Source organism: Planctobacterium sp. R6, from assembly GCF_055755215.1.
Genome location: NZ_JBVTQY010000020.1, coordinates 41,969 through 63,464 on the forward strand (window position 1 = coordinate 41,969; position 21,496 = coordinate 63,464).

General features: G+C 47.1%; 17 protein-coding genes. All 17 read left to right on the plus strand.

The annotated features are described in order from the left end of the window. The first annotated feature begins 45 nt into the window (after positions 1-45). The 17 genes from AC0J20_RS13550 (at position 46) to AC0J20_RS13630 (ending at position 21,478) form a co-directional block, all read left to right on the plus strand. A complete protein-coding gene (locus AC0J20_RS13550) occupies positions 46-969 on the plus strand; it encodes a type IV pilus biogenesis protein PilM (protein WP_229531267.1) in 924 nt (307 codons plus the stop codon). Next, complete coding sequence (locus AC0J20_RS13555) at positions 966-1,613, plus strand: PilN domain-containing protein (RefSeq protein ID WP_229531268.1); 648 nt, start codon at positions 966-968, stop codon at positions 1,611-1,613. The genes AC0J20_RS13550 and AC0J20_RS13555 overlap by 4 nt, the downstream gene beginning before the upstream one ends. Continuing rightward, entirely contained in the window at positions 1,610-2,272 is a 663-nt protein-coding gene (gspM, locus tag AC0J20_RS13560) for a type II secretion system protein GspM (protein WP_229531269.1), read from the plus strand. Before AC0J20_RS13555 ends, gspM begins: the two co-directional genes overlap by 4 nt. A 1-nt stretch (position 2,273) precedes the next feature. Next, on the plus strand, positions 2,274-2,672 hold the full coding sequence (locus AC0J20_RS13565; RefSeq protein ID WP_473022063.1) for a hypothetical protein: 399 nt from the start codon (positions 2,274-2,276) through the stop codon (positions 2,670-2,672). After that, positions 2,662-4,317: a pilus (MSHA type) biogenesis protein MshL gene (gene mshL, locus AC0J20_RS13570; RefSeq protein WP_377306647.1), complete on the plus strand. Its 1,656-nt coding sequence runs from the start codon at positions 2,662-2,664 to the stop codon at positions 4,315-4,317. Before AC0J20_RS13565 ends, mshL begins: the two co-directional genes overlap by 11 nt. Before the next feature lie 3 nt (positions 4,318-4,320). Continuing rightward, positions 4,321-5,247, plus strand: coding sequence for an ExeA family protein (locus tag AC0J20_RS13575; RefSeq protein WP_473022064.1), 927 nt, complete (start codon positions 4,321-4,323; stop codon positions 5,245-5,247). Positions 5,248-5,252: 5 nt separating this feature from the next. Continuing rightward, a complete protein-coding gene (locus tag AC0J20_RS13580; RefSeq protein ID WP_473022065.1) occupies positions 5,253-6,455 on the plus strand; it encodes a tetratricopeptide repeat protein in 1,203 nt (400 codons plus the stop codon). 1 nt (position 6,456) lies between these two features. Next, the gene (locus tag AC0J20_RS13585) at positions 6,457-8,319 is read left to right on the plus strand and encodes a GspE/PulE family protein (RefSeq protein ID WP_473022066.1); all 1,863 of its coding nucleotides are present in this window, start codon (positions 6,457-6,459) and stop codon (positions 8,317-8,319) included. A 108-nt stretch (positions 8,320-8,427) separates the two neighbouring features. Then, complete coding sequence (locus AC0J20_RS13590; RefSeq protein WP_229531274.1) at positions 8,428-9,681, plus strand: type II secretion system F family protein; 1,254 nt, start codon at positions 8,428-8,430, stop codon at positions 9,679-9,681. Between the two features lie 69 nt (positions 9,682-9,750). After that, a complete protein-coding gene (locus tag AC0J20_RS13595; RefSeq protein WP_229531275.1) occupies positions 9,751-10,254 on the plus strand; it encodes a hypothetical protein in 504 nt (167 codons plus the stop codon). A gap of 344 nt (positions 10,255-10,598) precedes the next feature. Further along, the gene (locus AC0J20_RS13600) at positions 10,599-11,192 is read left to right on the plus strand and encodes a prepilin-type N-terminal cleavage/methylation domain-containing protein (RefSeq protein WP_324255647.1); all 594 of its coding nucleotides are present in this window, start codon (positions 10,599-10,601) and stop codon (positions 11,190-11,192) included. Between the two features lie 241 nt (positions 11,193-11,433). Further along, on the plus strand, positions 11,434-11,988 hold the full coding sequence (locus AC0J20_RS13605) for a prepilin-type N-terminal cleavage/methylation domain-containing protein (protein ID WP_473022067.1): 555 nt from the start codon (positions 11,434-11,436) through the stop codon (positions 11,986-11,988). A gap of 49 nt (positions 11,989-12,037) precedes the next feature. Further along, complete coding sequence (locus AC0J20_RS13610; RefSeq protein WP_229531277.1) at positions 12,038-12,625, plus strand: type II secretion system protein; 588 nt, start codon at positions 12,038-12,040, stop codon at positions 12,623-12,625. Beyond that, the gene (locus AC0J20_RS13615) at positions 12,615-13,229 is read left to right on the plus strand and encodes a type IV pilus modification PilV family protein (RefSeq protein WP_473022068.1); all 615 of its coding nucleotides are present in this window, start codon (positions 12,615-12,617) and stop codon (positions 13,227-13,229) included. The genes AC0J20_RS13610 and AC0J20_RS13615 overlap by 11 nt, the downstream gene beginning before the upstream one ends. Before the next feature lie 11 nt (positions 13,230-13,240). Then, positions 13,241-14,212, plus strand: coding sequence for a PilW family protein (locus AC0J20_RS13620; RefSeq protein ID WP_229531278.1), 972 nt, complete (start codon positions 13,241-13,243; stop codon positions 14,210-14,212). Positions 14,213-14,252: 40 nt separating this feature from the next. Further along, complete coding sequence (locus tag AC0J20_RS13625; protein ID WP_473022070.1) at positions 14,253-14,654, plus strand: hypothetical protein; 402 nt, start codon at positions 14,253-14,255, stop codon at positions 14,652-14,654. Beyond that, positions 14,651-21,478, plus strand: a complete 6,828-nt coding sequence (locus AC0J20_RS13630) for a LamG-like jellyroll fold domain-containing protein (protein ID WP_473022071.1) — start codon at positions 14,651-14,653, stop codon at positions 21,476-21,478. The genes AC0J20_RS13625 and AC0J20_RS13630 overlap by 4 nt, the downstream gene beginning before the upstream one ends. Positions 21,479-21,496: the final 18 nt, after the last annotated feature.

A 21,496-nucleotide genomic window follows, 5' to 3' on the forward strand; every position in this document is an offset into this window, starting at 1 on the left:
AAAAAGTAACATATGCGCATAGGTTGGAGAAAACTGATTTCCTACATGAATCGCAAGCCGTCCGGTTTTGCGTCGTTGGGGATCGAGTATGATGTCAACGGTCTGCATGTGTGTGCCACTCAGGATATTGATGGTCAGAAAACCTGGGTGCTTGATCAAACTCTTCCACTGCAGGACTGGCAAACTCAGTTAAAAGAACTGGTGTCTGAGCAGGGGCTAAACAACACCAAAACCACCCTCGTATTTGCCACTAAAAAATACAAACTGGTGCAAACCGATAAACCCGCCGTTCCTGAGGAAGAAATCGCTTCAGCATTGCAATGGTCCATAAAAGACCTGCTCATGACGCAAGATGAAGTGGTCATTGATTATTTTGATTTACCGGCACAAACCACCGGGGCCAATAAGGTCAATGTGGTTGCTATTCCCAAAGCCGAGTTATTTGAAGTATGTAAAGGCGTGCTGGAAGCCGGATTGTTTGTGGAAAGTGTGACGGTGGAAGAACTGGCTACCTGTGAGTTATTACCCAAAGACCAGGATGGTTATGTCACCATGTTTCAGGCTCCGGGCGCAGAGGTGTGTCTGAATATCGTCAAAGGCGGAAGAATGTACTTCTCGCGACGCATTAAAGGTTATGAACAAATCAGTACCTTCACTGAAATGGAATTGCAAATGGGGGTATCAGAAACACTCAGCGTTGAGTTACAGCGTTCCATGGACTTTTTTGAGAGCCAGTTGCGGCAAGCCCCGGTTAAACGCATTTATCTGAATCTGGATACCCAACATCAGGCTGTGCTGGCGAAGTTGATCACTGATGCGATGCAGGTTGAAGCTGAGGCCTTTATCCCCGATTGTCCCAAGTTTGAATCATTGAGTTTTACCGATGCCTCATTAGCCGCATTGGGGGGCGCGTTTGCCACCACAGACAAAGCCTTACCGGTTGATGTCGAAGAAGGAGATGCCGCGTGAAGTACCGCGTTAACCTCTTTCCGGATGAACTGAAACCGAAACTAAATTTGTTTACTGCAGGATTTGTCCTGCTGATGTGGTTGTTTAGTGGGGTTGTGTTGTTTGCCATCAGTGAGCATTACCATCAGGAATATCGCGACATGCAGGTTGCTACCCGGGATATTCAGCAAAAATACACACAGCAGACTAAGATGTTGAAAATGCTCACCAATGCCCGTGATACCCGGGCGCAGGATCCGGCCCTGGTCTCTCAGGTGCAAAAACTACAAAATGAAGCACGTGATAAAGGACTGCTGCTGGATGAACTTCGCGGACGTGAGCAACTGAAAAATCAGGGCTTTTCTATGCTGATGGAAGATCTGGCGCTTAATCATGTGGATGGCGTTTGGTTAACGCGTATCAGCATTCACGAACAAAAAATTCGCATGGAAGGTGCCACCATTGAGTCTGCCAAAGTACCGTTTTGGGTGAGCCAGTTGCGCCAATCCAACTATTTTACCGGCCGCAGTTTTGCCGGTGCCAGAATGTTCAGAGATGACCAGGACAATCTGAATTTTGTTATCAGCTCTGATTTGGTAGAACTGGCAGTTGAAAAAGAAGTCCTGAAAAAAGCGGCGGGCGTTGCGGGAGCCGGGCAACCATGAATATTGATATAAAACGCTGGTCTGATGTGGAAGATAAGTTCGCGGAATTGTCGACCCGTGAAAAAACGCTGGCGCTGTTTAGCGGTTTGGTGGCCGTGTTGTTCGGTGGCTATGTGTGGTTAGTTGAGCCGGTACAAATTGAAATTGAAAAGCTAACCCGGACTGTGGAGAGGCAGAAGTCTCAATCGGGTCAGTTAGACACTCAAATTCAGGCCGTAGAATTAGAGCTCGCGGAAGATCCCAACGAACCCTTGCGCAAAAACCGCGAAAAGTTTGCACAGCAAATTACAGAGATAGATGAAAAGCTGCGTGAACAAACGGTGGATTTGATCCCGGCAAACAAAATGCCGGAGGTATTGGAAAAGATTTTAAGCCAGTCCAGAAAGCTCAAAGTGCTGCAGATGGAGTCTATTCCACCGGTGAGAATGATGGACATCAATGCAGACAGCGGTGCCCGGGTTAATTTATTTCAGCATGGCGTGTTACTGGTCCTGGAAGGTGAATATGGCCATATTTGGGAGTATCTCAATGAAATTGAGTCTCTTGAGTGGCGCTTTTACTGGAAGCGATTTGATTACATTGTGGAGGAGCACCCCAAAGCCAGGGCGGAAATTGAGTTGTATACCCTCAGCACCAGTAAAGCCTTTATTGGAGTCTGATATGCGAATGTTTGTGATGATATTGTGTTTGTTGATGGCATCCGGGAATGTATTGGCCAGACAGATCTTGAAAGATCCTACGCGTCCGGCAAACAAAGCGGTTTTGGCCGTGGACGAAGAGGGCGGCGCGGCAACGCAGGACGGTGCGGCGCTGGGGAGTGCTCCCGGGCAGGGTAATAATGCCGCTTTCCCAAACGCAAAGTTATCCGCAATTGTGGTTACGGATCCTGTGAAATATGCAATAATTAACAATGAGGTGGTTTATGAAGGGGCTCACTGGCGCAATGTCATACTCAGCCAGGTGAAACCCTACAGTATCATTTTAAAATTAAACGACCTCGAAAAAGAAATAACAATAAGTAAAACAGATTTTATTACCGAATCAAATTATGATCATTAGATGCGCTATTCTGGTTTTCTTGTCGGTAATTCTGGCCGCGTGTCAGAGTTCCAGCCGTCCAGAAATGACACAACCCGCTAGGTCTGCACTGGGCCAGGCAATCTCTGAGGATGACGACGAACAGGGAGCCACTCAGCCATTACAGACCGTACCCCAGTCGGTGGCAGAAGCGCTGCGCCCCGAGCTTCCCGTACAAAAAGAGCGGGAGCTATTCGGTGAACCTCGCCTGGACATTCAGGCAAACCAGGTGGATGCCCGTACTTTCTTTTCCGGATTAGTTAAAAACAGCCACTACAGTATCGCCATACATCCTGAAGTACAGGGCAGCATCACTCTGGATCTGAAGCAGGTTCGCCTGCAGGACGTGTTTGAAATTGTGCAGGAAATCTATGGCTACGATGTACAGCAAACAGGTAATGTATACCGGGTTTATCCCTCCGGCATCCGCACCGAAACATTCGCCGTCAACTATTTGCTTATGCAGCGCGATGGCAGCACATCCAGTAGCGTCAGCACCGGCGGTGTATCGCAATTTGGTGGCAGCAGCGGTAATAATAACAGCGGCCTTGGGGGCGGTAATCGAGGCAACAATAACAGCAATAATCTCACCGGGTTAAGTGGCGGCGGCAACGGCACCACAATCTCAACCACAACTCAAACTAACTTCTGGGCGCAATTACAGGCTGCGTTGATTTCTATGGTGGGCGCAGAGCAGGGGCGCAGTGTCGTGGTGTCGCCTCAGGCGGGCCTGGTTTCTGTAAGGGCTATGCCTGATGAATTGCGTCAGGTGCGCAAGTTTTTGCAGGCTTCTCAGGAAAGCGTGCAGCGTCAGGTGATTCTGGAAGCCCGGGTGATTGAACTGACATTAAGTGACGAGTACCAGCAGGGTATCAACTGGACCCAGATTCTGTCGCATTCCGGCTCTACCGATTTTCGCTTTGCAGCCGGAGCCACTACCTCCGGGAACGAAATAACCGGAGCCCTGGGGGGAATTTCCAGCCTGTCGTTTATCAATCAGGATTTCTCCGGGGTACTGTCTTTGTTGTCTACTCAGGGAAATGTGCAGGTGTTGTCCAGCCCAAGGGTAACGGCGCTCAATAATCAAAAAGCAGTCATCAAAGTGGGCAGTGATGAATACTTTGTAACCGATGTATCCAATCAAAGCACCACCAATGCCAGTACCACGTCAACGACACCAGATGTAGAATTAACCCCTTTCTTTTCCGGCATCGCCCTGGATGTCACTCCACAAATTGACGAGCGCGGCAGTGTTCTGCTGCATGTTCATCCTTCTGTTATTGAGACTGAAGAGCAGCAAAAGGTGGTTACCATTAATCAGGAAGAACTGGTATTGCCACTGGCGCAAAGTAACATTCGTGAATCTGATACGGTTATTCAGGCGCGCTCCGGCGAAATAGTGGTGATTGGTGGCCTGATGTCTACCAGTACCACAGACAATATTTCCAAAACGCCCTTTGTCGGCGATATCCCGGTTCTGGGTAATCTGTTTCGCAATAAGCGCGAAGCTGTAGTGAAACGCGAACTGGTGATCCTGATCAAACCCACGGTGGTGAAACAAGGTACCTGGCAACAACAGTTGAAACAAAGTCAGGATTACATAGCTGACTGGTTGTATGTGGATTAAGTTATGTACCTGTATCATTTTGGTTTGCGGGAGTTACCTTTTACACTAACCCCCAACACCAGCTATTTTTACGGTTTACCCTGCCATAAAGAAGCGTTAGATGTGATTTTACACGCGCTTAAAGCCGGTGAAGGGTTTATCAAAGTTACCGGCGAAGTGGGGACCGGCAAAACCCTGATATGCCGCAAAATTCTCAATGAGTTACCTGATCACTTCGTCACGGCTTATATTCCCAATCCTTATTTGTCACCGGAAGAATTAAGACGGGCGGTGGCGGCTGAACTTAAAGTCAATCTGAGCACTCAAACTGATCAACAGGAGTTTACTCAGCGAATACAGGAAAAGCTGATTGAGATCCATCAGGGCGGCAATTCTGTGGTGTTGATCATTGATGAAGCGCAGGCATTACCCAGTGAAAGCCTTGAGGTGTTGCGCCTGTTTACCAATCTGGAAACCGAATCGCGTAAATTGTTGCAGGTGGTTTTGTTCGGGCAGCCAGAACTGGATACCAAAATCAGCAAGGGCGAGCTCAGACAATTAAAGCAACGCATTACTTTTAGCTATGCGTTGCAAACCATGGACAGGGATCAACTTTATTTTTATCTGAAACATCGCCTCAGTGTAGCGGGCAATCGCTCCGAAGAAATTTTTAGTCGTCAGGTGTGTGGCTTGCTGCACAAGACCTGCAGAGGAACCCCAAGAATAGTCAACGTTGTTGCTCACAAAGCTTTGATGTTGGCCTATGGCGAAGGAAAGCATCGCGTGACTAAAGATCACGTAAAACTTGCCGTCAAAGATACAGATGCCTGTATACAACCAAGGTCGAATAGCCGGGTATCGATTTTTGTATTAATTTTGGCGTTATTATTGCTTTTGTTTATGTTCCGAAGCGAACTGACCAATTTTTTGACTGGAGCTGAATTACTGTGAGTGTCGTGAATAAGATGCTAAAGGATCTCGATGATCGTGGTGCCCATGAGCATGGGGACGGCAGCGATTATCAGGAGCCGCCAGAATCAAAGCGCATTCGCTATATGATTTTCTTTATTGCTTTTATTGGGGTCTCTGCTGCCGGATATTTCAGTTATCGGGCTATGGGTCCCGAGTATTTTGTCGATCTGTACACCCAGACCATGCAATTTATTTCAGGCGAAGAGCCAAAACAGCAACAAAGTAAAAAGGTGTCGGTCAACAGCGCGCTGGATCAGATGATGCCGACCCGGGGCGGCGTTCCGGTTATCGACGAGCCGGTGAACCCCCCGCAAGTTACAAACCCGCAAAATGAACAGGAGTTGCTTGCGAAAAGTCAGCCTTCTGAAAGTGCTATGCAAGCAACAACGGCCACGGCCAGCGCAGACGATGAGCAAAATCGACAAACAGCTGGTGATGCCGAAGACGATTTCGCCGAAACCGACTTTGCTGCTACACAAAGCGCAGATAGCCAACCCCAGGCCAAAGAGGCCGGTAGCCAAAACGCGGCAGAGCCGGTGGTAACCGTAGGGCAGACATTGGTACCCGTGGCACCTGGCAGAGGGAGCTTTGTTCAGGTAAGTGGTGTGGAAGGCGCTACAGCGCAAATCACTGAATTATCCAGCCTGGCTTCTCAGGCAGTGGCCGAAAACAATGTAGAAAGAGCCATAACCCTGTATCGTCAAATTCTCAATGTCGACTTTAAACAGCATGATATTCGCAAAAAGTTGGCCGTCTTACTCTATTCCAACGGGAATAATGGTACCGCCAGTGTGGTGTTGTCTGATGGCATTGATATCGCGCCGCAACGGGTGGATTTTCGCCTGATGTTGGCCCGGTTGTTTTATCGCGAGAAAAAGTTACGCGCAGCATACACAGTGCTTGAAGGTGTTGATCCTGATGTGCAGCGCAATATTGATTTTTATGGTTTAAAGGCCACCGTGGCGCAGGAGTTGGAACTCAACGCCGAGTCTTCACATCTGTACGGAAGACTGGTGATCTTTGAACCCAATAGAGCGCAATGGTGGTTAGGTTTAGCGGTATCGCTGGATCGTATGTCGCAACGAGATGGTGCGCTAAAAGCCTACGAAAACGCCGCTGATTTGCGGCAGCTGTCAGCCTCAGCCAATGATTTTATAAAACAGAGAATTCTCGAGCTGGGGGGCTAGATTGAAGCCAAAGTTAAAGATGCGACTCGGGGATCTGTTGGTTCACGAGTCGGTTATCACTGATGAACAACTTCAGCAGGCGCTTACTGCGCAGCGGGAAACGGGGCGCAAACTCGGCCAGGCGCTACAGGATTTGGGCTTTGTCACTGAACAGGGCTTACTGACTTTTCTGGCGCAGCAACTGAATATTCCGCTTCTGGATATTTCCCGCAAAAAGATTGATCCCAAGGTCGTGAAACTGGTGCCGGAAGTGCAGGCACGTCGCTTAAAAGCACTGCCATTGGAAGAGCGGGACGACAGCATTCTGATCGCCATGAGTGATCCGGCTGACTTGTCTATTGTGGATACCCTGTCAAACATACTGCCCAAACCGCTGGAACTGGCTATTGTGCCAGAGTCCCAGTTGTACCATGCCTTTGATACTTACTATCGACGCACTGAAGAAATCGCCTCTTTTGCTCAGGCGCTGGCATCAGAATACGAAGATGACGACGATTTTGATTTAACTGATACCGCTGGTGATGAAGAAGAAGACACCACTGTGGCCAAATTGCTGCAGTCTATCTTTGAAGATGCCGTACAAATGTCAGCGTCAGATATTCATATCGAGCCGGATGAAGGCAAGTTACGCATCCGGCAACGGGTCGATGGCGTTCTGCTGGAAAGCGTCATTAATGAAAAAAACATCGCGTCTGCGCTGGTTTTGCGTTTAAAACTGATGTCCGGACTGGATATTTCAGAGAAGCGTTTGCCGCAGGACGGCCGCACCAACATTCGCATTAAAGGCCGTTCTATTGATGTCCGGGTTTCCACCATGCCGGTACAAAATGGCGAATCCGTGGTTATGCGTTTGTTGGATCAATCGGCCGGCTTGTTAACTTTAGAACAAACCGGGATGCCGGAAAGGTTGTTAAAGCGCTTTCGACAACTTTTACATCGCCCTCACGGAATGATTCTGGTGACCGGACCAACCGGTTCCGGGAAAACCACTACCTTGTACGGGGCCTTGTCGGAACTGAATTTGCCGGCCAAAAAGATTATTACGGTTGAAGATCCGGTGGAATACCGTTTACCCCGGATTAATCAGGTGCAGGTAAACAGCAAAATTGGTCTGGATTTTAAAAACGTATTGAGAACCACATTGCGTCAGGATCCCGATATCATCATGGTGGGTGAGATGCGGGACCATGAAACCGTAGAAATCGGTTTGCGAGGCGCATTAACCGGTCACCTTGTGTTATCTACCTTGCATACCAACGATTCAATAAGTAGTGCCATTCGCTTACTGGATATGGGGGCACCTGGTTATCTGGCTGCCAGTTCATTGCGGGCCATTATCGCGCAACGACTGGTGCGTCGTATTTGCAAAAACTGTCGTACCGAGAGCCGTCCCGAAGAGGATGAACTGTTCTGGATAGATAACATCGAAGCAGGCGCCAGGCGCTATAAATACCACAAAGGCGTTGGCTGCCAGACTTGTAATCAAACCGGTTATCGCGGTCGAATCGGGGTGTTTGAACTACTGGAAATGACCGAAGATATGATGAACGCGCTGAAAGACGCGGACACGGGTTTGTTTGGAAGAATGGCAAAGCGTGCGCCTGGCTATGTGCCGTTGGCAAAAAGCGCGTTACAGTATGCCAAGGTGGGACTGACTTCGATAGAAGAAGTGCTTAAGTTGGTGGAGATGGTGGCTGACGTGTCGCAATCTGCCAAGACCAAACCCGGTGCAGATAACCCCGGCACTGATAAGTCCACAACCACAGCTTCATCTGAGGCGCCTCAGAAGCCCGCAGCAAAACCTAAACAGGATTTGAATCAACCCAGACAACCGGATTGGGGCAAGGGCGATAAACCCTCTTAGGCGCTGTTATACCGCTGTAAATGAGAGCTGGCGCTCGTTTTTCTCTCTGTTGTTGCCTGGGGAGTTAGTGTATAAATAACCCTAATTGTTAGGATAAAGGTGATCAGCTTGGCTAATTTTAGCTATTCAGCGCGAGATGCAACGGGTGCTTTGGTTAAAGGCACTATTGACGCGGCCAATCAGGGGGCGGCTGCGCAGGCATTGTTAGGGCGCAAACTGATCCCGGTGAAGATAACCGCAGCCAAAAACGCTCCGACCAAAAGCCAACCTAAATCGAAGGGCGCTGCTAAGAAAAAGACCGGTCTGAATATCGAATTGTTAGTGCCGGAGGTAACACTGGCCGATCTGGTTATCTTTTCGCGCCAGATGAACTCATTAATGAAAGCCGGCATTCCCATTTTACGGGCCGTAAATGGTCTGGCCGAAACCTCAAATTCTGTGAAAATGACCACCGCCCTGGAAGACGTGGCGGACCAGTTAGAGCGCGGGCGTAATCTGTCTTCTGCCTTACACAATCACCCTAAAATATTTGATCAACTGTTTGTCAGTATCGTGCACGTTGGTGAAAACACCGGGCAACTGGATATGGCGTTTTTGCAGTTAGCTGAATATCTGGAACGAGAACAGGAAACCCGTAAACAAATCAAATCAGCGACCCGTTATCCAATGTTTGTACTGATAGCCATAGTAGCAGCGTTGGTCATTATGAACATTTTCGTTATCCCCACCTTCAAAGGTATGTTTGAAAAGCTGGGGGCCGACCTGCCACCAATGACTCAATTTTTGTTGGGAATGTCTGACTTTTTCATGACCAAGTGGGAGTTACTGATCGCCGGTATTGTGGGCGGCTTGTTTACACTAAAGCGCTACATGAATACCAAAGACGGCCGTTATCGTTGGGACAGATACAAACTGCGTATGCCTGCTGTCGGAGATATTCTGGAGAGATCTCTGCTGGCCCGATTTTGTCGTAGCTTTTCGATGATGTTAAAAGCCGGTGTACCGCTAACTCATGCCTTAAATCTGACAGCCGATGCGGTAGACAATGCCTTTGTGTCTGAACGCATCGTAGGGATGCGTCAAAATATTGAACGCGGCGAGAGCATGGCCCGGGTTGCTGCCAGTAGCGGCCTGTTTACTCCGCTGGTGATGCAGATGATTAATGTCGGCGAGGAAACGGGACGGATTGACGAGCTTTTAGAAGAAGTGGCCGAATATTATGAACGGGAAGTGGATTATGACCTGAAAACACTGACCGCTAAAATTGAGCCTATCTTAATTTCTATAGTATCTGCCATGGTACTTGTATTAGCATTAGGCATATTTACCCCCATGTGGGATATGATGAATGCGCATAAGTAAGGAATAATCGCAGATGTGCAAACGTGTTAGCTGTAATAACCTTCAAATTCAACCAGACAGGATACGCTGATGAGTAGGTCTGATAGCAGTCACAGAACCGTACTAATTAATTTTATAATTGTCGTCTTTTTTTTCGTGCTCATAGCCACGTTTGTATGGTATTTCGATAAGAACGAGCCAAATGTTCAAAAAACGGCGTTGATGAACGCTGCCGACAAATTTAATAATTTGGTGATTGCAGCGCATTGGCAATGGCGTGCTAAAGGACAACCAGAGCGCATTATGTTGGTGGATTACAACATTGAAACCCAAAAGGAAACCAACCGATTGCCAGTGAACATGAGTGATCTGGGTTGGCCTCGCGTGGAACCCAATATGGATGGCTGCAAAAAAGTCTGGGATATGATTTTAGATATGCCATTGCAATTAGATACTTTCAGGGTCAGAGCTGAGTTTTTTGATGGTATTAATACGGGGGGGAAAATACTGGACTCAAAGTGTCGTTTCAGTATTACAGCCGGGGCCTGGTTCGATTATTATATCTACACCGGCAGGGTTCAAAAATTTGAATAAAGCAGCTACACTATTCATAAATACCTTTAAAAATTAATAGTTAGAGGTAAAAGGCGGTTCGCCAGACACAAAAATCTGACTGTAGTAAGGATGCTGGTTAAATTTTAGCTCGGTGTCCTTAAGATTCTCTCCTTTTTTCACGTCGAGTCTTAAGAGATCCCCAAATAATGCCGATATAAGGATAGCTGTCAGTGCAACTAATGTGGATTGGTTTGCATGAAACGGGTTGTTTAAGACTAAAGTAGGATGTTATTCCTACCCAATTAGCGTCACCATATACAACATACGGAGTTAGTAAAAAGATGTTTCGATTTGTGAGTAACAAAAGCGTCGAGAAAAGCAATATGACAAAGCAAAGTGGTTTCTCATTGATTGAACTGGTAATCGTGGTCGTGGTACTCGGATTGCTGGCGGCAACGGCGTTGCCGCGCTTTTTGGATGTCACCGATGACGCCGAAGACGCAACCGTTGAAGGTGTAGGTGGCGGTTTTGCAACTGGTGTTGGTCTTATCCGGGCGCAGTGGGAAATTGAAGGTCGGCCTTCTGAAAACATCAGCGCCAATGTCACGGCAGTCACCTTAGGCGGTGTCGAGATTGCGGTGGATAAAGATACGGGTTATCCCACTGGTCTGGCACAAACTAACTCTGAAGACGTGGATATTGATGAAGAAGATTGTATGCAGGTGTTCAAGCGCATTATTCAAAGTTCACCCACTATTACGACTGAATGGGAAGGTGGCCAGGAAAACGCGTTTGAAGGCGTGCGTTATTACACCACGGTAGCGGATGGCGCTGCCGAAGAAAACAATGATTTATGTTATTACTACCTGACGCAGACGGTTAAAAACGAAGTTGCCCAACCCTCAGATGACACTGTAGGTAACGGGTTTGTTTACGACCCTCGTTTTGGTCAGGTAACGACTTTTAGCAATAACTAACAGGATTAAGCTGCCTTTTTTCTGAAATCTGGAAATGTTGGCACCTTAATTGAATAAGCTCGGGCAGAGTCAAAAAATTGGTGGGTTAGCAATAAGTGGTAAGCGCAACCAAATGATAACCGGGATTTTGACCTGAATCATAACGGCAATAAGGGGAATGCCGAACACTATGATTAAGGATGAAAAATTGCTAACACAAAAGAATTAATAATTTGAGGTTATAACGATGAGAGTAGTAAATATGAAAACAGCAAACTTTAAACAGCAAAAAGGTTTTACCTTAATTGAGCTGATTATTGTCATTATTATCTTAGGTATCCTGGCGGTAACCGCAGCACCTAAGTTTTTGGATATTCAGGATGATGCACAACAATCTGCGATTAGCGGTATCAACGGTGCTCTGCGATCCGCAAGTCAGATCGCGCATTCTGCGAATCTTGTAAACTCAGGTGCAACGATATCACTTGAAGGTGCAACATATGATGTGGTTGATACTTATCTGGTAGCTGACGAGATTTGCAGAATTATTGGTCTGACAGATAGCGTGTTAGCAGCAGGGGTAACAACTTCTAGCGATGGTCAGTATATTTGTGAATACGAAGCTGATGCGGGTTCTGATGATGAAGGCAGAACTACAATTTATCCCAGCAATTATAACGGTCCAAATGCAACTACACCGGGTAATTGTTTTGTTCAGTATACTGACGCAGATAATGCCACTACGACACCAAGTGACTCTGTTACTACACCTGTAATTACTCAAACTCTAACCTGTGATGATGTTGGCGCTGCCTAAAAAGTAGAGCATCTCATTTAAGCCGACACTGTGTGTCGGCTTTTACTGTATGAAAAGCGATAATCATCAATGTTCAAAAACCACACAGGGCTTTACCCTGGTTGAGCTTATTTTAGTCGTCTTAATTTTGGCGATTCTTTCTGTTTACGTAGCTCCACGGTTACTTAACACATCCGATATAGCCGCTACGGTTTATCAAAACCGTGCTATCTCTATACTGCGCAATATGCAAACCCGCGCTATGCAGGATACGCGCAACGACGGTTATTGCTATAAAGTCTATTTTGATAATGCCAATGATCAGTTTGGTATTCCGTCCAATGATTACTCAGTAACTGCAATAACCGCTCAAATTGAAGCCACCTGTGCCGATACTATAGATACCAGCGACATTGCTGAGTACTTTTACGTGCCTGCCAGTGCCCTGCAAAAGGACGGTATTGATTTGGTATTGCGTGGCAATGATGGAAACGAAATCTCGGCTATCGAATTTGACACCTTAGGAAGAGCCAATCAAAATGAATTAACATGTGTTGGAAATTCGGTCAATGGATACAATGGTTGTCGAATTGAGTTTATTGGTAAATCTTCTGCATATGTTTGTGTAGAGTCAGAAGGGTATATTTATGCCTGTTAGTGCTAATAAAAGCTTACAATCAGGATTTTCTTTGATCGAAATGGTTATCGGTATAACCGTGTTTGCTATTGCATTGACCGTTGTTACTGGCATTGTTTCTCCGCAAATCTCTAAAAGCGTTACTCCCATCTATCAGGTACGTGCCACTGAACTGGCGCAATCCATGTTCAATGAAATTCTCGGCAAGTTTTACGATGATAATTCTGATCGCAACGGTGGTCGTGTTCGTTGTGATGAGGATGTTAATGGCGACGGACAAATACGCAAACAAGATGATGAAAGAGCATGTTCACTTATTTTGGGCCCAGAAAATGGTGAAAATGGACGGGAAAACTTTGATGATATTGATGACTTTAACGGTTATTACGAAGATGAAGTGTTGCAAAATTCTCTCGGCTTAGACCTTGAGATAGATGGCAAAGAGTTATACGAAGGATTTGCGGTTGCCGTCTCTGTCAGTTATGACAGTGACATGAATGGTGTTCCCAATCATTTAGAAACCCCGCAACAGGAAGCCACCGGAAATATCAAGTTTATTCAGATCACTGTGACCATGCCAGACGGTGAAGACATGACGTTTTCATCCTACAAGCATAATTATTGAGGTGTTGTTTGATGAAGCGAAGTAACACCACCCAAATAACAGGCATATTTCGTCAGCAACACGCCGGCTTTACCCTGGTAGAGCTGATAGCGGTTATTGTTATCCTTGGCATTGTATCGCTGGGGGTTACCAATTTTATGGGTAACAGTACCCAGATGTATGTGGATACTGCAGAACGGGACGATATTCTGGCCAAAAGTCGCTATACCGTTGAGCGGTTAAATCGTGCCATTCGTTATGCTCTGCCTAATAGTATTCGGGTGGCTGCGAATAAGCCGCCCGGACAGGACGTCAATGCCCACTGTCTGGAGTTTTTCCCGATTGAGTGGAGTACCTTCTATTTATCTATCGCCACCGGTGCAGATTCCCCCATTACCACCATTGAAGGACCCGATATGGTGAGCGCCCTGGATGCCGTTGCTTCTGGCTATGATGACACAAATGAGTTGGCGCACTATGTTGTGGTTTACCCAACTGACCCTTCACAGGTATATGTCGATGAGGCCGAACTGATAGATGATGACGGGCGCATTGTGCGGGTTCAGGATGTTAGGGATGCGTCTCGCGATGGCCTAAAAGAAGTAGAGTTTCAAAATGCCATCAGCTTTGATGAAGAATCCACAGTTGAACGTTTTTATATTGTCAGCGACCCAATCAGTTATTGCCTGGTGCTGGAAAGTGGCAGTTATAACCTGTACCTGCTTTCAGATTACGGCATTTTACCCACCCAGGTGGCTGACGTGGACGAGCTGCAAATTACTTACGGTGCCACTAAAGTCTTAATGGCACAAAATCTGACGAATGATATAAGTAAAATTACTAATGGTCAGTTGAATAATAACCGACCATTTGACGAAGCACCGTTTCGGGTTGAAGATTCTCGATTACAACGCAACGCGATTGTTCACACACTCCTGATGTTTGAGCGCAATGATGAAGTGGTAGTATTTAACAATGAAATACATATGCAAAACTCACCATAGCCTCAAGGGGCTGGGTCAACAATCAGGCAATATGCTGATCATGAGCATTTTTGCCATTTTGGTACTGGCGTTTCTGGGCTTGTCTATGTCGCGTTTGCTGGGAACCAGCTCTGCCACCATTGTTTACGAGGTCTACGGCTTGCGGGCACTGAATGCTGCGCGCAGCGGCCTGGATCAAAAAGTGTTGGATGTATTTGCCGGACAAACCAGTGATGCCAGTCGTTGCGATGCAGATGGTTCTGATGCGAGTTTATGGGTACAGGAAAATTTTAACGATATTCCCGGTATGGAAAATTGCAGTGTCGTGGCTTTGTGCACGGTCACCGAGGTGGATAGTACCAACTACTACCGCTTCGAAAGCCAGGGAACCTGCGAGTTGGAAGGTGAAGGGATCGTGGTCAGCCGTACATTGGCAATTGATGGTCGGGATGTGCAGTCATGAGATTCATCCAGTTATTGATTCTTAGTGTGTTGATTTTTGTTTCGCATCGGGTCGCCTATGCTTCTGTAGTAGGGTTTTCAAATAATCCTTTTATCGTTAATTTTCTGTTATCTGATGATCAGGCGAGTCGCCATCACGACGACGACGACGACGACGACGACGATGATGATGACGACGATGATGATGACGACGATGATGATGACGATGATCGAAATAATGGCGAGTTAGGCGTTTGTAACGCAAACCTGTCTCAGGTATTCACCGACGCGGTGGCCAGTTATGATAACAATGGCAAGATGGTGTTTGAGCGGGATGCGGTAATCTACCTCATTAAAAATGATTCTTTGTATTATGCTGATGGTTTCATCGACTTTAATGACATCGACGACAAAACCAATGGCTACAGCTGTGGCAACAAAGCCTGTCGCTCTTCGGGAAATCTCGCTTCAAGTCTGGATATGGGGGATTTTCAGGAATCCGATGGGGATAATGTCACCATTGAAAGAGACCGTTCCGGGTCACTGCCAGAAGGCGACTATAAAAACGTCATCGTTAAAGAAAATGGTCAAATCAATTTCACTTCCGCAAACGGTGTTTACCGCATCAAAAAGCTGGAATTGGAACGCAATAGCTACGCAGGTTTTTCCAGCGGCATTTATTACATCGATGACCTGACAGTAAAAGAAGGGGCGCAAATCTGGCACGCTGGCGGCGATTCCACCATTATTTATGCGGATAACAATATAAACTTTGAGCGCAATGTGGCTGTTAATTTGTGGTCATCAGCCAGTAAGTTTTTTATCTATGCCAATAAAGACGTGCACATCAAAGAAAATGCCCAATATAAAGGCTTTCTTTACTCCAGAAAAAAAATTCAAATGGAGCGTCAGTCTGCGGTCAGAGGTGGGTTAACCGCTGATGACATCCATATGAAAGAAGGTTCCGTTGTCTATTATGATGAAGATCAGGTGGGCAATATTACCGGATGTAATGGTGGTGATGATCCTGACCCGGTAGAGCCTTTACCCGACCCCATTAGTCATTGGCCTTTAGATGTGTGCCCGGTAAATGGCAATAGCATGGCTGTCCCCGATATTATCGGAGGCAATGATGGCACGACGATTGGTAGTGCCAGTGCAAATCAAAGCGCCGTTTACTGTCAGGGGGTAACGTTTGACGGGGACACAGGCCATGTCAATATTCCTCATGACAACGATTTCGCTCTGGAGCAAGGCGCTATTTCGTTTTGGTTCAATACCACCGACGCCAGCTTGCCAGGAGATTCTTCCAGTCGTGGCCAGGCCATTTTCTCCAAAGACTCCAGTGGACGGGATGATGGTGGAAGCCTGACATTCTGGATTTACGAACCCAATGATACCCGTATACGGGTGCGCTATCAGTCTGAGGACTATAGCTATAACCTGTTCTCATCAACCAGAATAAGCGACAACACCTGGTATCATGTGCTGTACACCTGGGGCGACGAGGGAATGCAGCTGTATATTAATGGTGTGCTGGAAGATACCCGTGAAGAAACCTATGGTATTGAAAGTAACCCCGAGCCTATCATACTGGGAGCCAGTGCTCACCGCTCAGGAAATGACGGCTCAGATCCGGATGATTTATACGATTTCTTCTCAGGCAGCATGGATGACGTGCGCATTTTCGACGAGCAACTAGCCCAAAATCAGGTGGATGAATTGCTGGCATTGTCAGCCTATTCCTGCAGTGAGTGCCAGGACCCTGATCCTGAGCCTGAACCTGTACTGATAGGACACTGGAAAAATAATCTTTGTTCGCTGACCGGTGCCGCCGACGAAGTGATAGATTCAATCAGTGGGAATCACGGCCAGGCACTGGACGGAACCAGCATTGAGAATGAAGGGCGGTTCTGCCAAAGCCTGAAGTTTAATGGTGATGACGCTCACGTTAATATTCCTAATGCCGCCGAATTTGATTTAGATTCAGGAACGGTATCTTTCTGGTTTAAGGCTGAAGACTTGGATCACAGCAGTGATTCAGGACAAGGTGGACAAGGACTGTTTTCGAAAGATTCCAGTGGCTGGGACAGTGGCGGCCACCATTTAACAATATGGTTGCAAAGCAATGGCCAGATACGGGCCAGACACCAGACAACGAACTCCAACGATGATAAAAACCTGTACACCAATACCGGTGCCATTAATGAGAATCAGTGGTATCACCTGGTGTATAGCTGGGGTAGCTATGGCATGAAGATGTACCTTAACGGGACATTGGTGGATAGCAATTCTGATAGCCGTGGTATTGGCGGCAATCCTGAACCTATTACCCTGGGCGCCAACGCCTGGGTGACAGAAAATAATGGCTCAAGTAGCCAGTATTTAAAAGACAAGTTCCTTGGTGAAATGGACGACCTCAGGCTGTACGAAGGCCAGCTGGATAATGCTGCTGTTGCTGTATTGTATGCCGAAGAAAATGCAGATACCTGTGAAGAGTGTGTTGAACCAGAACCGGTATTGGTTGGTCACTGGAAGAATAACGTTTGTAGTCTGAATGGTTCCGAAGATGAAGTTATTGATGCGGTAGGCGAGAATCACGGTCGCGCTGTAGACGGCGCAAGTATCGAGTTTGACGGAAAATATTGCCAGGGACTGAGTTTTGATGGTGAGGATGCCAATGTACTGATCCCTCATGCAGATGATTTCTCCCTTGCCAGCGGCTCTTTGTCCTTCTGGTTTAAGGCCGAAGACCTTGGACATAGCTCCGATTATGGGCATGGTGGGCAGGGCCTGTTTTCCAAAGATTCCAGTGGCTGGGACGCCGGTGGCGACCATTTAACAATCTGGTTAAACAGCAACGGTTCTATCCGGGCCAGGCATCAGATTTACAATGACAGTAATCAGGATCGCAATGTATACGCATCTTCGGGTGCGGTGACCGCCAACCAATGGTATCACCTGGTGTATACTTGGGGTAATAAAGGCATGAAGCTATACCTCAACGGTAATGAGGTCGATTCTGACAGTAGCACCCGAGGGTTGAGTGGTAACCCTGAACCTATTGTTTTGGGGGCTAACGCCTGGGTGACTGAAAATTATGGCTCTTCCAGCCAATATCTGAAAGACAAGTTCAAAGGTGAAATGGACGACCTGCGTTTATATGATGGTCAGTTAAGCAGCGCAGGTGTGGCTGAATTATATGAAGCGGAAAACCCGGATACCTGTGAAGAATGTGAAGTACCAGATCCTGTGCTGGTGGCGCATTATGGCGCAGATGTTTGCGCTATTAACGGAGATGGTGGAAGCTATGTGGATATCGTTAATGGCTACAATGGCTACTATCTGGACGGGGTAACCACCACCTCAGGTAAGTTCTGTAATGCTGTGGGCTTCGCCGGTATCGATGAGCACATTAATATTCCGCATCGTGAAGCTTTTGAGATTGCACAGGGAGCAATTTCTCTGTGGATCAATGTACCAGAGCTGGACTATGCCAATATCGATGACAGCACCCATGACGGTCAGGCGATCTTTTCCAAAGATTCTCAGGGCACTGATTACGGTGGTAAACACCTTACTATGTTTGTGAAAGCGAACGGTGCGATTAGGGTCAGACATCAAACAACGGGTGACAACGAAATTGTTTCGCCGTCCAATGTTATCCAGGAAGGCCAATGGCACCATATCGTTTATTCATGGGGAGCCAGTGGCAAGCGTTTGTACATTGACGGAGTGTTAAAAGACAGTGACAGTAGTCCTTCGCAAGGTATTGATACAAACCCCGAACCTATCGTACTTGGCGCCAATGCGTCCACCACCGGTAATGGCGTATCCGAGCCGTCTAAATTAGATAATTGGTATAAAGGAAGTATCGATGATCTGCGCATTTATGGTACGGCACAACCTGACGATGAATTTGTTGTTGCCCTCTACCAGGACGATTATGCCTGTACAGCCTGTGATAACAGCCTGGCCCATTATAAGTTTGAAGGGGCCAGCAATGTTGCACTAAATGATGAAAATAACGCCTTCAACGGGACTGCCTACATTAACAACGGTACTAATCTGAGCTTCCTGCATGGTAATGGCGGAAGTCAGTTAGGCTCATGTCAGGTGGTTTCTATTCCTCGCAATAACAGTGGTTCTGCGCAAAATGCGGTGGATACTACCATTAATCCGAAGACCGACATTGGCGCACGGGGCACAATTTCCTTTTGGTATCAGGCTAATGAGTCCTGGGTGAATGGCCGAGCCAGACAACTGTTCGATGCTTCTAATGCCTCGATATACTTCTACGGTACCATTACAAACGATGGCAAATTGTTGTTCGGTATGGAAGATGAGTCTGACCGTGATGCCCGTATTACCACGTCGTATCCGTTGAATTTCCCTGCCGGCACCTGGGTACATCTGGCGTTTAGCTGGGATTTAGAAAACCGACAAATGAATATTTATGTCAATGGCAATGCGCAATCTTACTCAGGCAGTGTGCCCTCCAATATGAGTAGTGTGCTGGGCAATATGAACTCTTTGTTTATCGGGGATAATCGTCATCCGTCTTACTTCCCTGATGCAACGGGGAATTCAGCCGATGGTCAGTTTGATGATGTGCGGATCTACCGGTTTGCGCAAAGTGCTGCCAACATACAGCAAGATATGAACGACCTGTCGCCCTGTGCAATCACAGTGCACCATTATGAAATTGATTACGACAGCCCGGCATCGATTTGTTCTGTTTCAGATATCACTGTCAGAGCCTGTCAGGATGAGGCCTGTAGCAGTCTAGTACCGGGTAATCAGTCGGTATTCCTGCAGTATACCAGTGATGGGGTAACACGCGTTGTTGAAGATGAGTTAGTGCTCACCAATGGCGAAGGAACTGTCAGTAACTGGCGTCGAGATAATGTTGAAACCGGTGTATTCCATATCCATATGGCTTCCCCCATGCCCAGCAATGGTTACACTTGTACGCAGGCCAACTGTGAGATTAGTTTTGATTATATCCTGGATATGATCTTCCGTGATGCGACCGGAGATTCTGAAACCATCCCCACACAGGTGGCACAACAGGCATTTTCGTCAGGCAACAATGCGGTTATTGTCAAATCACCGGATACCTGCCCGGCGCTGGAGAATCCGGTACCGTTACAGGTCGCTGTTGAATGTATCAACCCTTCTACCTGTTCCGGGTTGCCATTTGAAATCACCAGTGGTAACACAACGTTGTCGTTAAGTCCCAGCAACAGCGGGTCAACCCTTAACTACACTACAGTGTCGAATTTCTTCAATGGTGTAGAAATGCAGTTGTCGGATTTAAAATATCACGATGTAGGTGAAATAAAACTGCATGTCAGAGCAGCAGGGGCAACGGCTTCTAAGCAATTTACAGTAAAACCCGCATGGTTACAGCTAAACGCAGATGTGGGGGAAACTCACGTGGCCGGTGAGGACTTTAATCTTACGGTAACGGCTTATGGTGCTGAAGGTGGCGTTGTTCCCAGTTATGTGCCCGGCGATCTGATGTTTTCAATGCAGCGCTATACGCCAGAAGAGGTGCTGGAGGCGCGTGCCAATCTGATGATCCGCAATCCCAATGACTCGCAGGATGTGATCAACATACTTGACGATTCGTTGCTTAATCAATTCTCCAACAATGGGTTTTCCGCGGCACAGCCGAACTTCTCCCAGGGGGTGTCCGTGTCCATGGTGGCCAGCATGGATGAAGTGGGGCAGTTTGCACTTGACGTGCGAGACAATGATTATCTCAACGTTGGTGTAATCAACAGTGTACTGGCGGCTGCCGGAAATACTAATTTAGCCGATTATGTCCATACCCGCTTTATTCCGGGCTATTTTGCTCTGGATACCACGTTTGATTACGCGCCTTACTGCGGTAGTTTCACCTATCGGGGTGATGTTATTCCTTCCTATGATGAGATAAATGACAGCACACCGCATATTCTGGAATTTACCGCCAAAAACGCCAAAAATGGTGTCACCACCTATTACGACGCAAACCTGAACAGCGATTTCAGGTACGATGACGGCAATCAGTTTGCGTCCCGTCAATACGAAACCGACGACACCAGTGTCAGTAGTTCTCTGGGAGCGGTAGAGTTTGATGCCGGTGATTTATCGGATGGCAAATTCAGCTTCCTGATGAGAAGCGATAACATCGTATTTAACAAGCGAAGTTCACCGACGTTACCAGTCTCTACCGGTTCGGGTGAAGGTAGTACCAATATCGCGTTTTCATTGTCAGCTGATGCACTTAAGGATGAAGACGGCGTAGGGGTTAAAGTCGCTTATGCTGATGCGGGTTGGTCGCAACTGAATATCGAAGGCGTGATGCAAGGTATTGAAATTCGCGAAGGCCGTTTCCGTATCGTCAATTCGGTATCAACGGAGCAGTCTCTGGATGTGGTCTTTGAGGCCCAGTTCTTTGGCACAGTTCAGGGCAGCAATGCAGGCGCATGGAAAACCAACTTACTGGATAGTTGCAGCAGCTTTGATGCAGCACAAATCAAAATACTGAATGTCAGTAATGGCATCGCTGGTACACCTTCCATAACTGGAAGTGGCACGTTGAATGCCGGTGTTGCTGATGGTGCACTTGCGATGGAGCTCAATGTCAATTTTGCCGATGATGAAAACCCCAACGGTGCCGTATTCCTGGGTTATGAGATCGAAGCAGAGTTCGACTTTATGCAGTATCAATGGTGTGATGCAGAGCAATATAATTCCAACCTGGAAACACTGGCATGTACACATCCAGCGGCAGAATTTGTGTTTGGCCTGATCCGTGGCAATGACCGGGTTATCCACTGGCGAGAAGTGCTTTAAGTTCGGCTTCGCCAGATG

Coding starts and splice junctions, on each gene's coding strand:
- AC0J20_RS13610 (WP_229531277.1), top strand. CDS start 12,038: ATGAAAAGCGATAATCATCAATGTTCAAAAACCACACAGGGCTTTACC.
- AC0J20_RS13615 (WP_473022068.1), top strand. CDS start 12,615: ATGCCTGTTAGTGCTAATAAAAGCTTACAATCAGGATTTTCTTTGATC.
- AC0J20_RS13575 (WP_473022064.1), top strand. CDS start 4,321: ATGTACCTGTATCATTTTGGTTTGCGGGAGTTACCTTTTACACTAACC.
- AC0J20_RS13620 (WP_229531278.1), top strand. CDS start 13,241: ATGAAGCGAAGTAACACCACCCAAATAACAGGCATATTTCGTCAGCAA.
- AC0J20_RS13630 (WP_473022071.1), top strand. CDS start 14,651: ATGAGATTCATCCAGTTATTGATTCTTAGTGTGTTGATTTTTGTTTCG.
- gspM (WP_229531269.1), top strand. CDS start 1,610: ATGAATATTGATATAAAACGCTGGTCTGATGTGGAAGATAAGTTCGCG.
- AC0J20_RS13605 (WP_473022067.1), top strand. CDS start 11,434: ATGAAAACAGCAAACTTTAAACAGCAAAAAGGTTTTACCTTAATTGAG.
- AC0J20_RS13550 (WP_229531267.1), top strand. CDS start 46: ATGAATCGCAAGCCGTCCGGTTTTGCGTCGTTGGGGATCGAGTATGAT.
- AC0J20_RS13595 (WP_229531275.1), top strand. CDS start 9,751: ATGAGTAGGTCTGATAGCAGTCACAGAACCGTACTAATTAATTTTATA.
- AC0J20_RS13600 (WP_324255647.1), top strand. CDS start 10,599: ATGACAAAGCAAAGTGGTTTCTCATTGATTGAACTGGTAATCGTGGTC.
- mshL (WP_377306647.1), top strand. CDS start 2,662: ATGATCATTAGATGCGCTATTCTGGTTTTCTTGTCGGTAATTCTGGCC.
- AC0J20_RS13565 (WP_473022063.1), top strand. CDS start 2,274: ATGCGAATGTTTGTGATGATATTGTGTTTGTTGATGGCATCCGGGAAT.
- AC0J20_RS13625 (WP_473022070.1), top strand. CDS start 14,253: ATGAGCATTTTTGCCATTTTGGTACTGGCGTTTCTGGGCTTGTCTATG.